The sequence below is a fragment of the Silvibacterium acidisoli genome (genome assembly GCA_022870745.1).
Lineage (GTDB): Bacteria > Acidobacteriota > Terriglobia > Terriglobales > Acidobacteriaceae > Silvibacterium.
Window position 1 is genome coordinate 4974698 of sequence record CP085323.1, and the last position, 14995, is coordinate 4989692.

The following is a 14995-nucleotide window of genomic DNA, read 5'->3' on the forward strand; positions in this document are numbered from 1 at the left end:
TAGCTTGATGCAACGTGAAACCCTGGCTCTTGTCGGGTGATGTGCTGCAGCCTGTCTAAGTGCAAACGGCAGATTCCGTAGTGTGCAATCTCACACACTACATGCTCACAGGCTAACGCGCCTGCGGCAAACCGATTCGTTCCAGTACAAGACTTGGCGCGGATGCATTTGTGGCAAAGTCGTCAGCTCTTACGAGCAATTCAAATGACTGAAGACCGCCGTGTGCTGTTTTAGCCCGTTGAAGTGTCGGCGCCATCAGGGAGGGATTCAACAGGAATGATGCAGCGGCCTCTGTACCGGCAGTATTTAAGCCTGCAACGATCAGAACATGACCGTTATTGTTGAGGTTTGGCAAATAAGCAATGATGCCGAAGGTTCGCTCCTGATGCCCGGCCGTGCTGTAGATGGCAGGCTCACCGGCGCGTGGGTACAGGTTCACAAACCCCGAAGGCTTGTCCGGGTCCGAATCGAAACGAAAAGTAAAATGTAACTGCGGCCGAAACAATTCAACCCATGGATTCGACTCATCGGAACCGATAAAGATGGCATTGCTTGTACGCAGGTCTTCCATCCGCAGGTCGCGGGCGTAACGGACTTTCATTCTTTCCGGAACAACTTCCTTCAACTGCGCAAGGTGGGTAACGAACTCAAGATCAACAACGTTCGTGAAGCGGCGGCTTCCTAATTTGAGAACTTCGGCGGAGTTCGGTGCGCTTTCCGTGCTGGCTTTGGTCAAATAGCTTCCGTTGACATAGGTACCCAGCGGCAGCGGGCGTTGAATCAGCCTCTGCATAATAACGAGGCCGACATCGGAAGGAACGACGAATGTGTCTCGATCATCCCCGAACATCTGCGCCCAAAGCGCATGCGATGCGGTCTCCCTCTGCGAAATGACCGGTCCCACACGGCTGAAGAACATGGCCGCCATCCCGAGAAGAATACCGGCGAGCAGGCAGAGGAGCATTGTGAACCGGATTCGACGCGGCCCGATGGAGGCATGCGAAGAGATGGTGCCGCTTGAAGACGGCTCTACGGGAGCGAGCAAAGGAGAATCGACAATTTCGACCTTCCCGGAAGCCGTCTCCTGAGAAGAGACAGCACACTCCTCAAACCCAACCGTGCTGGAATCTTTCACCGCACTGGAGAAGATCGGCGTATATCCACCACGCGGAATCTGGAGGAGCAGGGTCTCTTCCCTGCCCTCCGTGGCAAAGTATTCATCGATCCGCTTGCGGAGATTACGCGCATAGCTGCGAACGATATTATCTTCGTTCGAGTCGTATCCCTCCGCCCTGCCGAAAACCAGGACGCCAATCTGCTGCTCCGTGATCTCGTCAGTGAGATCGCGAATGTGACGGTCGACAATATATAGAAGGAAATCTGCCAGCAGCTTCGAACGGCCGATGCTCTCGCTGGCCGCGATACGCTGTGCCAGCTGCCAACGGGGATCGTCGAAATGACGATTGTCTCCGCCTGCAATCGACAGGCGCGGAGATATGCGTGCGACCTTCTGCGGAAGCTCGAGAACAGGTCGAGCATTTTTCAAATCCACGATACCTTCAGATGCTAATGCTCTTTGATGAAAGCTATGTCAAAGGGATCGGAATCCGCCCATGCACCCTCCGTGTGCGATCAGCGACAGGACGTGTTCGCACCCAAGATTCTTCAACAGATAGGCACAGCTAAGGCCTGAGAGTCCTGCACACAAGTAAACCCCTACCGCCGTATCGCCTTGTATCCAATACTCGGGGCTGTGGAGCGCCTTCGGCAATAACCGATGCACGAACCGAACAAGGAGAAGCGATGAAAGACCTATCCGGGATGTCAGCACGCATTACGAGAAACTATGAACGAAGTCCGGGATGCTCGATGAGATCCTCTTGTTTTCGAAGCTGCCTGCTGGTAGCAATACTGTTTCTGGTCACGAATTCTTCTTTTTCCCAGGGCATAACAGGGTCCATTTCCGGCACGGTAACCGATGCCAGCGGCGCAGCGATCTCCGGCGCGACGGTTACGATTCGGGAAGTCGATACAAATGCAACCCATGTACTTACGACATCGGATATCGGCACCTACAGGCTGCCGCAGCTTCCGGCCGGGGCCTATAGCGTAAAGGTTGAAAAGGAAGGTTTCGAAGTCTTCGAGAGAAACAAGATTACCCTTGTGATCGACCAGGTAGCAGAGATCGACGCTAAATTGTCTGTCGGCTCGAACCAGCAGACGGTGAGCGTATCAGCCGACGCTCCCGTAATCCAGACCGAGACCTCGTCGGTTGGCCTCGTGGTTGATAGCTCGAGCATTCAAACGACTCCTCTTAACGGACACGTCAGTATTCTGGGCCTCATCAACCTGGTGCCAGGTGTCCAGGATGTTGCCGCGCAGGACCAGGTTCCCGTCCGCGGTGTAACCCTGGCCTTTGGCACCAACCAGCGCAACGCATACGGCGACGCGGGCTTCACCTACGACGGCGTCACCAATGAAGAAGTCGAGTTGCAGCGCGGCGAAGGTGAAGTGCCGCCGCTCGATGCGATCTCGGAGTTCAAGGTCATTACTCAGGGCGCCCCGGCGGAGTTCAATCAGGCAAATCAAACTATCATCGTCAGCGCCAGCGGCACCAACGCGTTACATGGCGAATTTCTGGAATATAACCGAAGCCGTGGCACTGCCGCCAAGTCCTGGGAAGATCTCCCCGCCGCGCAAGCGCCAGCGCGTCCGCCTTACCAGCGTAACGAGTATGGCGGCAACCTTAACGGCCCTGTATACATTCCGCACGTTTATAACGGAAAAGATCGTACGTTCTTCTTCGCCAGCTATGAGGGTTTCCACCTCACCCAATCAGTCACGCTCACCAGCACACAACCGACTGTGGCGGAGCGCAACGGCGATTTCAGCTGCTTTCTTCCCGGCGGCAGCTGCGCTACATCGGCTGCAGGAACGATCCTGCTCAATCCGGTAACTGGCCAGCCGTTCCCGGGCAACATCATTAATCCCGGCACTACGCCGTTCAATTCGGTGGACGTAAAACTCCAGAATCTTCTCATGCCATTGCCTACGACCTCAGGCACAGGCGTCAACACCATAGAACTGGTTCCGCACACCACAAACGTTACCCGTTTCAACCTGCGAGTCGACCACAAGATCAGCGAGAACGATCAGATCCGCGGCACGTGGCTGCGCGCCTTCTACGGACCCTTTAAGGATGTGGCAAGTGAAGGCGATGGATCAAGCCTCGCCGGCGGTGTTGCGCTCGATGGCGAACACAACGATATTTTCGTTGCCGGCTGGACTCACACCTTCTCACCGACATTGCTGCTCGATAGCCAGATCTCGTATCTGCACCTGCCTCTATATCGCTCCGCGCAGAACTACCAGACGAACTTCTCTTCAATTATTCCTGGCCTCGGCGCACAGACCCTTGAGGGTGCTCCCACAATCAGCATTACGAACATCACGCCATTTTCCGAAGCCGGATCGAAGAATCTTGAGCAGACCTACCAGGGCAACACGGCATTGACCAAGGTTCTGCCCAAGCACACCATCAAAACCGGCTTCTCCTATCTCTACAACGACTCATGGCAGAACAGTGCAGAGTCGCACGGGTCTTTCACCTTTACTGGCCGCTACACCGGTATCGCGTATGCCGATTTCTTGCTGGGTTATCCATACCAGACAGGCACCTCCACACCGCTCGATTTCACCGTGCGTTTCAATTCCAGCCAATACGGAATGTACGTGCAGGATGACTGGAAACCATTTCGCAGCCTGACCATCAACTACGGACTTCGTTATGACTTCCAGCGTTTTCACGACAATCCATATGGGACCGAATCGCTCTTTGTCCCGAGCGTAGGCAAGGTAGTCGTCTTCGGGGATTCCTATCCGGCACTTGCCAACCCGCTGTATATCCCAGACACGGTGCTTTCATCTTCAGTCAGGCTTCCGCGCCACATGTACAGCTATCTGGGCCAGGCGATGAAGAATATCGCACCTCGTTTCGGATTCGCTTATCAGATTGACTCAAAGACGGTAGTTCGTGGCGCTGTCGGCCAGTATTACAACCTGCTGCCTTCCTCTTACATGGATACGGGATTCAGCAATTTGCCCTTCGTCACCGGTCTCACGTACACGAATACGGCTTCACCATCCCTGACGATGGATGCACCATTCGCGGCAACAGCGACCGTGCCCGCAAATCCTAACGTCGATGCGCAACACAAGACCGTAACCCCTTATACCGAGCAATACAACCTGGCGATCGAGCGACAGTTGCCCGGTATGGTGGACCTGCGTATCGGCTACATCGGACAGCGCACGATTCACCAGAACAACTCAGGCGGCCCCGGCAATACGATGCCTGATCTCAACTATGCCCCGCCAGGCGACTACACTGAACAATCAAAACGCCCCTTTCAGCCTTTCGGAACCATCGCTGAACAGATCGCTCCAAACTTTCACACCACTGCCAACTCTCTGCAGATCGGCGTCCACAAGCAATATAAACAGGGGTTGATGCTCAATGCGGAGTATCAGTGGATTCGTGTACTGGGAGTGGAAAACTTTGAATCTCCGACGAATATCGGCGACTCTTACGGCAACATCTCCAGCATCACGCCTCAAACACTCATGCTGAATTATGCATATGACTTCCCCCTGGGCAAGGGAAAGCTTCTTTTCAGAAACGCGAAGGGAGCGGTCAATTCGATTCTGGGTGGATGGCAACTGGCTGGCTTTACGTCATTTGAGACTGGCCAGCCATTTTCCGTGAGCTACACCGCTCCGGGCAGCCAGGTCTATGGAGCAAGCGGCCGCGCCAACCGCGTACCCGGTGTGCCGATCTATCCACATCACAAAACCCGGGCGGAGTGGTTCAATACCGCAGCCTTTACCGCACCTCCCGCCTACACCTTCGGAACCTCTGGCTACGACATGCTCTGGGGACCGCATTATCAGAACTGGGACATGGATCTTGAAAAAACAATTGCTATCGCCGAACGTTACAGGATCCAGCTTCGCGGCGACGTCTTTAACGTCGCCAACCATCCAAACTTCGCTGTGCCCAGCGCATCGATCAGCAACCCACAGTCCGAAGGAAAAATCACGTCCACAGTAAACGAGAACCGCACCATAGAATTTGGCGCGAAGTTCAACTTCTAATAACGAACTCAAGTTCCGGGGATGAACATATCCGGAACTTGAGTTCCCATTCTTTATAGCCTTTAAGTTGTTGAGCGGTTCACTCGTACTTAACTGTTGAGAGACTTTTCCGTCGTGTGATAAGGCCCGAACTGAGCGATGATGCGATCGCTTTCGTCGCGGTTCGACGTGATTGCGATTTTAAAATCGTCACCCCCTGGAGCAACACGGACAATGACATGTCCGCTTCCACTCTGTATCTCATGGAGCCTCTTGGTCGCGATGATATTTTCAGGTTTTAGCGCGGTACTGAAGACATCCCGTGGCTGGTCATATAACTGACGGCTCAGCATATTATCGAGCGCAGGAATCGTGGGATGTGCGGAGTCCCATGCACTAATGATGAAAGCACGTGGCCGTAAGGCCGCAACCCATTCGGGCCCGCAGGCATTCACGTATCCATGATGGTTTGCCATGGCGACGTCAACCGGGCCGGATGCACGCGCAACTCTCGCCTCGATGTTGCCCCAGGGCAACCGGCCATAGGCTGTGTCGTGATCCATATCTCCGCCAGAAAAATAACGGAAACTGCCAAAGGCCAATCGCATGGCAACGGAACACTTGTTCTCGGTCGGATAGTCGGCTTTCTCCAGCCTGTCCAGCGACGGAAAGGTCTCCTCAGCGTCTTCGCCCCGCCCACTCCACACCCGGCCATTGGCGCAAAGATTCTGCACAATGAAATCCGGATGCGCTCCATGGCCGGAGTGCAGAAGACGAATCTGGTTAGAGCTACCCGCTGCAAATCTTTCGACGATGCCTCCGTTGCGGAGGAATGACGCGATGAATGCACGGTAGTTTCTCTGATGGGGGTCGACCAACGGAAGCGGATAGCTGTAGTCGGGATAACCGCGGTCAAGGATCTTCCGTATCGGAATCTCCTCGTGAACATCCATCACTCCAGTCAATTCATACCCGCCAAAACGGGACATGATCTTCCGATGGGACAGCAGATCGACACCGCCCATGTGATCGGGATGAAGATGCGTGAGAATGAAGTAGTCGATTGCAGGTTTTCGTCCCGCTGGCATGTGACGAGCAATGTAGCGTGCGATCCACTGGCCAGGACGGAGAGATGCGTCAGGAAGAGGTTGAATGCGGTATTTCTCATCGCTGCCCCAGTCCGAGGCAGCATGAAGAGCGCCAGCATCAATCAGAATCGTCGTTCTATCGGGACACACCAAGAACGCTACATTGCCCCGCCCGGTTGAGATGTGGTGTATGTCGAGAGCGCCTGGCGTCCAGGGTTCGAGGCAGCGCGAGGACACTCGCGAAGCCTGCTCCTCCTGCGTAGTCGCTTCAGTGCGTGCGCCGGCAACAGGGAGAAGCGACAGGCTTCCCAAGGCCAATCCTTTCATGGCAGTACGGCGCGTCCACAAATTTGTCGCAGTCACAGTATCAATCCCCCTGCAAGGCAAACGGTTTCAGATCTACATGGATGGTTTCAACCTTTCCGGTTGCCATGTCGCGCACCACAGCCGTTGCCTGGCGAGCATTCGCACTCACCCGGCGACAGATGAGATACCGATCGGCTTTTGCCTCCACCGCTTCCGGCCTGACTTCCCTGCCATCGACTTCCAACGAGAGCAGGGCCGTTTGCGGCTCAAGAAATGCCTGATTATTCGGGCTGCTCCCGGTGTCATAGCGCAGGCGGATGCGCAGGCTCACACCATCCTCCGGAGCGCCCGCTTCAAACGGAGCATTCGCCTCCAGCTTCGTGACTGCGGCCAGTGGCACGGATGGCTTATCGTTCTTCCACCACGCCCACTGCTCTTCGCGCTCTTCAATAAAGCGACGCACTTCAGGCAAAGCGCCACTCCACTGCGTCTCGCCGTTTCTGGAGCGATCGTGGCGAACCGAGAGCGTCCATTTGTTGTCGAGAGCTTTCAGGAATCCTTCCCAGGAAGCATCTTCCGCCAGATAAAGCGTGCGGAAGCCGGCGAGTTGTTCGGCCCACCACCAGCTTTCTCCGCCGTGCGCATCCTGCAGACCGATCATGGGCAGACGCCCTTCCCACTCCATCAGGAATGGCTCGAACTCCAGAAAATCATCCAGTCCGAAGTGAAAGCTGCTGACGGCTGCGTAGGAATGCGTGCGCGCTGCCTCATCGAGCAGGATGCGAGTCAGTTCTTCGTTTTCGTTGAACTGCCAGATCATGCGTCCACGCTCCGCAAGCACCTTGCGAATGCGTGTGTCACGAAACAACGTCCAGGGCATTCCTACATTTTTCTGCGGAGGATAAGGCCCAAGATCGACGTCACCGGGCGCGACAAGATCGTCCAGATGGCTGTACATACCGAAACCCGCAACCGAGGTGTAGGTCCCATACTCTTCGTTCCCTTGCGCAAAACGTATGCGGCTGCCGCGGCGATCCGCGATGGTCTGCGCCTGCTGTATCCAGCCGGGGGAAGAATTCTTGGCGGTCCACAAATCTATCTTTAAATGCTCAGCCAGCATGACCGCTTCGGCAGGGCTTCCATTGCCGGGAGCTTCAATTTGTGCGGTAAAGATTTTTATCGCTGCGGGCAGTGAAGGCCTGGATACGGTGCTCCTCGCGTTGCCTGCAGCTCGATGGCTCGCGCCGAGGATCCGGAGTGCATCCAGTGCGTAGTATGTTGCGGTCAGGTTCGCAAACGAAGCGGCGTTGCTCCGATAACCACCTTGCACATCGCGCTGTTCCTCGATCCAACGGATGCAGGCCGCTTTGTTTTTCGGAGCGCTGCCAGCGCGCGCGAGCAACTTGATGGCGGCCCAGGTGTAGATCATGTTTTCCTGACGTCCCAGCTCCGCCAGGGGCGACCACGTAAAACCTCCACCCGGCATCTGGCAGTCTTTGATCCATGAAATCCCGGCTTCAGAAAGATGCTTGCGAATACCAAGATCTTCCAGTGCGTCGATGGCCCACACAGTATTCACGATATGGCCATCTGAGCCATCGGCTGCAGGCGCGTTGTTGTAAGTACCGTTGTTCCTCTGCCGTTCGTTGAAGTAGCTCTCCCACTCTTGCGTCGTGGAGCCGCCATGTTCTCCAGAGATCTTTCTCAGCCGCACGGCCATGGCCTGATGCTGCAGCGTGGGATAACCGTTCTGCTCGAAATAAGTGTTATATGCCAGCGGCTTTTGCCATTGCGCGGCCTTGCTCGTATCCATGTCATGCCCGAGCCACAAAAGCACCTGAGCCTGTTCGTAGTCGAGCCGCCACAGTGGCTGCTGTGAAAGACCATCCGGAACCGGATAGTGAGTACGGGCAAACTCCGCTACGGCTTCAGCATCGGGAACGGACATGCCGAGAAGCCGGTAACAGGCCACCGCAGCAAAGGTTGGAGTGATATGCCCATCCACGCGTGAGAGCCATCCATAACCGTTATCGGCTTTGCGATGACGCTCGATAACTTTGACGATCTCCGCGGCGCTCTGGAGACCAGCCGTAGCAGGCAACAGCATAGAAGATGAAGCCAGTGGAAGGGAGGCGATGCCTTGAAGAAAGCTTCGCCTGGAAACACTTGTCTTGTTAATCATTGTCTGGACCCGTATCAAAGTAAGAGGAGGCACGGCCTGAAAGGCCGATCACCAAAAAAATCGCTCCTGCGCCGGCCGCTGTATAGGACAGCCGGCGCAGAATGACTCAACAGAGAGCTAGAAGTTCAGCTTTCCTGTCAGCCGGAGGATGCGTTCATCCGCAGCACTGCCCACGGTAGAAGTGATCTCTCCAAAGTTGCTGGTTGATACGTTGTTTGCCGGGTTGGAAAAGTTCGGTGTGTTCGTGAGGTTGAATGCCTCTCCGCGCAGTTCGAGATGAATTCTCTGCGTCACCGGGAAGGTACGCGAAATTCCAAGATCGAGGTCGGCATCGCCGGGCCCACGCAGCGAGTTGCGGCTGGCGGTTCCGAAATTCGCCGTCGTTACCGGAGCAAATGCGCTTGTATCGAACCATGTCGCGTACTTGCCGATACCGCCCAGCGTAGCAACATTGGACTTTACCTTATTCGCAACCTGCGTATTGTAGGCCGCGTTCAGCGAGGTGCCGGAAGCAAGCGGGGTGAAAGGAAGTCCGGTGTACTTCGAGACGACGGCATTGATCTTCCAGCCGCCGGCGATAGCGCTTGCCACGCCTCCTTGATTCAACAGGAGATGATCCTTTCCGAAAGGCAGCTCGGCTGAAAGCCCGAGGTCGAAGACCTGGTGCCGGTCAAAGTCGCTCACCGCGCGATTGCGATACTGATACGCACTTGCGTTGAAGAGCGGCACACTATCGTCGTCGGTGGCTTCATCGATGGATTTCGCAAAGGTGTAAGACGCCGTCATCAGCACGCCGTTTTTGAATGGCCGCTTCAGATTGAACTGCAATCCGTTGTAGTTGGCGGTTCCATAAGGGAGCAGGAGCTGCGTTTCCGCATTCCTTCCGAACTTGGCGTAGAGCGGCTGCCCGGCCGAGCCGAGACCCGGAGTCTGTCCGGCGTTCGCCTCGAAGTACGTCGTCTGGCGGATCGTCTGCGTGTTCACGTAGCTTGCGGTCAGGTTGAAATCCGCAGGCAGGGCGCGCTGCAGAGTCAGGTTCATCGACTCGACATATCCGCGTCGGAAGGTTCCCGCAGGCAGAGTCTTCGTATAAGCGCTGGTAGGCAATACAGCCGTGCCGTTGCTATTGATGACCGGTGCTACGGTGCTGTAGCCGGGAATGCCGGTCGTGAAATTTCCTGCGCTCACGTAGGAGTTGCTGGCGTTGACGGTCTGCGCAATCGTGACAGGATACGGGTCACGCATGGCGCGGCTGAAAGGGTATGGGTCGGTGCTGATGCCGTATCCGCCGCGCACCACCGTCTTGTCGTCCAGACGGTAAGCGAAGCCGAAGCGGGGAGCAAACTGCAGCCTGCCGGCACTGGAGCCTGCGCCGTTGGGCTGGCCATCGATGCCGCCGAGAATCACCTCGTTGGTGTCGAAGTCATAGCGCTGCATGCCTGCCCCATCGCGGCTCATGATCGGGAAGAACTCCCAGCGCAGCCCATAAGTCAGTGTCAGGCGGCGTGATGCCTGCCATTGGTCCTGCGCATAGAGGCCGTACTGCCATTCGCGGCCGGTTATAGGATTTTCATACTGATAGCTCTTGCCCAGCGAATCGGGCAGGCCGAGAAGAAACTGCGCGAAGGCATTCGCCGAGGTGGGTGACGCGCCTCCCTTCACAGCAGTAACACCGCCCGTAAAGGTGAAGCCTCCGCGAGGTCCGAAACCGCGCTGTGGCTGATACTCGTTCATCCGGTTGTTGAGAAGCTGCGTGCCGAAGCGCAGGGTGTGGTTGCCCAGGGCCCAGGAAAGATTGGCGACATAGGTGTAAGTGAAATCGTCTTTCAGCTCCGGCGTGTAGTCGTCCGGATTGCCGAAAGTCTCGAGGCCAGTGACCGCGAAGGACGGCAGGCCTGCCTGGTTCTTGTCAGTCCCGTAGCTTCCATCGCCATCGCTGTTGGTGCCGGGAATGCCGAGAGTCGGTCCCAGGTTGCTGGCGTAGTCGGATTCGTACCAGGTAAGCCCATTGTGTCCTACACCGAAGTTGGCGTCGAAGAGCAGGTTGTTCGATAAAGATCGAGTGTAGCCAATGCCACCTATAAAGACGCGTGTCTGGCTATTACCGGAGCCAGCGTTCGCTCCGCCGGGACTAAGTCCTGTTCCGCCACCGATTCCCAACGTGCTGGGAGAATACACATCGGCACGAAGGTAGCTCAGTTTGGCGAACATCGACGACTTCTCATCGATCTGCCAGTTGACCTTCTCGTCGAAGGAGTAGCGATCGAGGCTGTAGGTTCCGGCAACCGAATAGTTGTTCGAGGTGCCGGGCAGGTTGGCGTGAGGAATCAGTGCGAGGAGTTTCGTTGCTGCCGGAGCGATTCCGCTCTCGATGACATTGCGCCCATCGGCGTTCTCGCTTGCGAAGGTCGTACGGCCCGAGCCATCGGAGCCACCGGTGTTCGGATTGTAGAGCGCCGCCAGACCGGTGAAGTCGCCTGTGCGCTCGGCGTCCGTCGGTAGCGAAATCAGTTCAGGATAGAGCTGGCGCTGGGACAACCCTTCGAATCCGCTGAAGAAGAACAGCCGGTTACGAAGAATGGGGCCGCCGAGATTCGCGCCGAACTGGTTGAGAATGTTCTTCGGCACCGAGTCGCCGGCCTGCGAAAAATACGTCTTGTTGTAAAAATAATTCTTCGCTGCAAGAGCAGAAGCGGTGTTCTGCTCCCAGAGCGTGGCATGGAACTGGTTGGTTCCCGACTTGGTGAGAACCGACACAACCGCGCCGCCCGCGAGCCCCTGCTCCGCCGTGAAGCTGTTGGTTACGATGTCGACCGATTGAATGTCCTCCGTCGGCGGATTGTAGAGGGTGTGGTGAGGCAGGTACACCTGCTGGATCGCCGCTCCGTCCACCGAGGTGACATTGTCATTGCGCGAAGAGCCGTTGATGTTCGTGGTGAGGGATCGCGAGGGCGTATCCATCACCGAATTCTGGTAGCGGGACGGAGTTGCGCCCGGAAGCAGGCTCAGCAGGCTCTGATAGTTGTCGAAGCCTCCGATCGGAATATTGGCGAGTTCCTTGCTCGTCAGTTCTCCATGGATCGTACCGCTGTCCGTCTGCAGGGCCGTGCTCGCCGCACTTACGCTGACGGTTTCCGCGGCGCTTGCAACCTTGAGGGCTTCATCCGCACGCGCAATCTGGTTCGCCGTGATGTTGATCCCGGTTACCCTGGCAGTCGAGAAGCCGCTGGCGTCGATCTCAACCGAGTAGATGCCGGGTAAAAGGTCGCGCAGGTCGTATTCTCCCGATCCGTTTGTCCGCAGGGTGTGCTGTGCCCCTGTCTGAACCTCGGTTGCGGTAACGGTTGCGCCTGTCACCGGCTTGCCCGCCGGGTCGGTCACTGTTCCTACCAGCGTTCCATACAGAACCTGGGCATCGGCATGCTGGATGGCGCCCAGTAGCGCGCAAGCCAGAAGCGCGGTCCATGTCGCTCGAAATATCTTTCTCATTGTCAGCTCTCCAAAAGCGCTGAATCAGACCGGCCAGCCTCTCCGAAGCAATCGGAGAACAGCTCGTCTGTCAGCGGAAGTACAACTCGAATTTCCGATTTCTTTTGAGCGTCCAAAAGTGGGAATTGGGGGTGGAAAGAGAGCCTCGATGGGGTATGCAAAACATTCCACCTCTGCATAGACCATTCATTCTTAACAACTTGCGCATCGCAATCAGGTTTAGCTGCCTTCCATGAATTGCTGATGAATCGTTTCTCACCGCGCTTGTGAGCATCCTCCGGCAACCAGACCTTTTCGCTGCACGGCATTCATCGTTTGTTGTAGAGGCCGGTGATACCATCGCAGTCGGACGGAACGGTTTCAGGAATGGAGAATCATCGCGAGAGGATCCGCAGACAGCTCGACCGAATCGGCGCGAGCGCGGAGTTCGCACGGTCGGACCGAATGGTTCGGTTTCTCCGTTTTGTGGTCGAGCAGACCCTGCTTGAAAACGCTCAGAACCTCAAAGAGCGCCAGATCGGAATCGAAGTCTTCGACCGGCCTGCTGACTGGGATCCGAAAACCGACAATGTTGTACGCAGCGAGGCACGACGCCTTCGCGCCAAGCTCGAGGCATATGCTGCCAGCGGAAGTTCGGACGAGACCATCCGCATCACCGTGCCCAAGGGTGGTTATGTCGCCACCTTCACGGACCTCGCTTCAGAACGGGAAGATCTAGATCATGGCCTAGCGGCTGCGGTGGTCTCTTCCCCGCCTATCACGCCACATAGCGCGCCCTGGTGGCGGAATACCGTCGTACCCCTGAGCGCCCTGCTTATTGCCTCCATTACCGTTCTTCTCTTCATCGCGTACAAACATGACCCGGTAAGCGCGAGCATTGGAGACAGCTTCGAAGTCGTTCCCTTTTCAGACGAAATCGGGCAGCAGTTCAGCCCTTCCATCTCGCCGGACGGAGATCGCATCGCGTATGTCTGGGACGGTAACGGCGATAACTACGACATCTATATCAAGCAATTGAAAACGGGAGCGGTCAGCCGCATCACGAACGGTCCCGGAGCCGACATTCATCCAGCCTGGTCCCCGGATGGAAATCAGCTTGCGTTCCTCAGGCAGGCTAGCGGCGGAGACGAAGTCGTCGTCACCACGCAGCCTGGCGGACAGGAGCGCGTTGTCGCTCATGTGCGGGACAACGGAGGAATGTGGGCCTCGAATAATCCCCTGTCCGGCTGCCAGAGCCTGGCCTGGAGTCCAGACGGCAAGCAACTGTTACTCACGGACAAGGTGTCTTCCGACCGTTCCTCCGGGCTGGTTCGCATGGCACTGGATTCCGGTCAGGAGCAGCCGCTAACCTCACCCCCTGGGCAAGACGAAGACTGCTATCCGCGCATCTCGCCGGACGGCAAACAGATCGCATTCGTGCGTTACATCAGCCATGGCAGCGGCGAAGTCTTCACCATGTCAGATGACGGCTCGCGCCTGCATCAGATCACTCGCGCACAAGCGGACATCCGTGGACTGGATTGGACGCGAGACGGGCAGCAGCTCGTCTATGCAAGCTCCCGCAGAGGTTCCTATGAGCTGCGAGAGATCAACCGCGATGGCGGAGACTCGCAACCTCTGCCAGCCGATACCGATTCTGCTTCCGACCCTGCAATTGCGAGAACCGGCAACTGGATGGCTTTCGTCGACAGTAACGAGAACTGGAACATCTGGCGTGTCCCTGTTCATGACGGCCATCTCGGCCACCCGGAACGTTTTTTGTCCTCTTCCGGTCATAACCATTCGCCGAGCATGTCTCCTGACCAATCCACCGTGGCGTTTGTGTCCGACCGTTCGGGAACGCCTGAAATCTGGTTTGCAAATGGCGACGGAACCCACATCCGCCAGATGACGCATTACGGTGGACCATGGCTTGGGTCCATCCGCTGGTCACCAGACAGCAAGGCCATTGTCTTCGATGCCCGTCCCAGCGGCCACTCAGCAATCTTCCGTCTGCCGGTCACCGGAGGCACTCCCGTCCCGGTGGAACAGGGAGCCTTTGAGGCACGGCGCCCCTACTGGTCGCGCGATGGCAATTTCATCTATTTCGACACCACGCAAACCGGCGAACCGCAGATATGGAAGCGTTCCGTGTCCACCGGCGCCAGCGCCCCGGTCGAGCCGCGCGGATCGCTTGCGCCCCAGGAATCCTTCGATAGCAAAACAATCTTCTTCACCGGGAATGCCGAGAACCAGGCTCTTTGGACCTCTGAGCCGGATGGAAGCCGTGTGGTTCGCCTCGACAATGTCCGTCCCGAACCGACGCTGGACTGGAGTGTCGGTCCGGCAGGCATCTATTTTGCCCAGGGCCTCTCGGAATCCTCCGTCTTCTACTTCTATTCTTTCCTCGATCGGCGCGTTCACGAGCTTGGTGAGTTGCCGCAGACACTATCCCTCGGCACACCGAGCCTGGTCGTCTCCCACGACGGGAAGTGGATACTCTATGCCGCAATCGACCATACGCGCAGCATCATCAAGCTCCGTAAGGAAACGGCTACCTCCCAGGTTTCCGAACCGTAGAGCTCTGCATTGGTTCACGATGGTGGGTTTTACGAGAATTCGCTCAACCACTGGATCAACTCAGCCGTAGCTTTCGCGCCGAGGGCGTGGTTGGTGGAAGGTCTTTCACTGCCTGCGAGAGCAGTCACAGACCGTCGGTCATTGGCCGATGCCGGAGCGCCTCACGCCGGGCGCGGATAACGTGCTCGTCCGCGAGGATCTCTACCGCGAATGCAGGACTAAAGTGCGCTCGGGGCAC

General features: G+C 56.8%; 6 protein-coding genes. 2 read left to right on the plus strand and 4 right to left on the minus strand.

Annotation, left to right across the window (positions count from 1 at the left end):
* Positions 1-112 precede the first annotated feature (112 nt).
* Complete coding sequence (locus LJD29_RS20375) at positions 113-1552, minus strand: hypothetical protein (protein ID WP_446743415.1); 1440 nt, start codon at positions 1550-1552, stop codon at positions 113-115.
* A gap of 317 nt (positions 1553-1869) precedes the next feature.
* Here LJD29_RS20375 and LJD29_RS20380 point away from each other — a divergent pair, with 317 nt between their 5' ends.
* Positions 1870-5154, plus strand: a complete 3285-nt coding sequence (locus LJD29_RS20380; protein WP_446743416.1) for an outer membrane beta-barrel protein — start codon at positions 1870-1872, stop codon at positions 5152-5154.
* Between the two features lie 89 nt (positions 5155-5243).
* On the opposite strand, the gene LJD29_RS20385 is transcribed toward LJD29_RS20380, so the two are convergent.
* The 3 genes from LJD29_RS20385 to LJD29_RS20395 form a co-directional block, all read right to left on the minus strand.
* The gene (locus LJD29_RS20385) at positions 5244-6548 is read right to left on the minus strand and encodes a ComEC/Rec2 family competence protein (RefSeq protein ID WP_446743417.1); all 1305 of its coding nucleotides are present in this window, start codon (positions 6546-6548) and stop codon (positions 5244-5246) included.
* A 40-nt stretch (positions 6549-6588) separates the two neighbouring features.
* Complete coding sequence (locus tag LJD29_RS20390) at positions 6589-8634, minus strand: prenyltransferase/squalene oxidase repeat-containing protein (RefSeq protein ID WP_446743418.1); 2046 nt, start codon at positions 8632-8634, stop codon at positions 6589-6591.
* A gap of 192 nt (positions 8635-8826) precedes the next feature.
* Positions 8827-12198: a TonB-dependent receptor gene (locus LJD29_RS20395; protein WP_446743419.1), complete on the minus strand. Its 3372-nt coding sequence runs from the start codon at positions 12196-12198 to the stop codon at positions 8827-8829.
* 444 nt (positions 12199-12642) lie between these two features.
* Here LJD29_RS20395 and LJD29_RS20400 point away from each other — a divergent pair, with 444 nt between their 5' ends.
* Positions 12643-14757: an LpqB family beta-propeller domain-containing protein gene (locus tag LJD29_RS20400; RefSeq protein WP_446743420.1), complete on the plus strand. Its 2115-nt coding sequence runs from the start codon at positions 12643-12645 to the stop codon at positions 14755-14757.
* The last annotated feature ends 238 nt before the right edge of the window (positions 14758-14995 follow it).

Coding starts and splice junctions, on each gene's coding strand:
- LJD29_RS20395 (WP_446743419.1), bottom strand. CDS start 12,198: ATGAGAAAGATATTTCGAGCGACATGGACCGCGCTTCTGGCTTGCGCG.
- LJD29_RS20380 (WP_446743416.1), top strand. CDS start 1,870: ATGAGATCCTCTTGTTTTCGAAGCTGCCTGCTGGTAGCAATACTGTTT.
- LJD29_RS20390 (WP_446743418.1), bottom strand. CDS start 8,634: ATGCTGTTGCCTGCTACGGCTGGTCTCCAGAGCGCCGCGGAGATCGTC.
- LJD29_RS20400 (WP_446743420.1), top strand. CDS start 12,643: ATGGTTCGGTTTCTCCGTTTTGTGGTCGAGCAGACCCTGCTTGAAAAC.
- LJD29_RS20385 (WP_446743417.1), bottom strand. CDS start 6,548: ATGAAAGGATTGGCCTTGGGAAGCCTGTCGCTTCTCCCTGTTGCCGGC.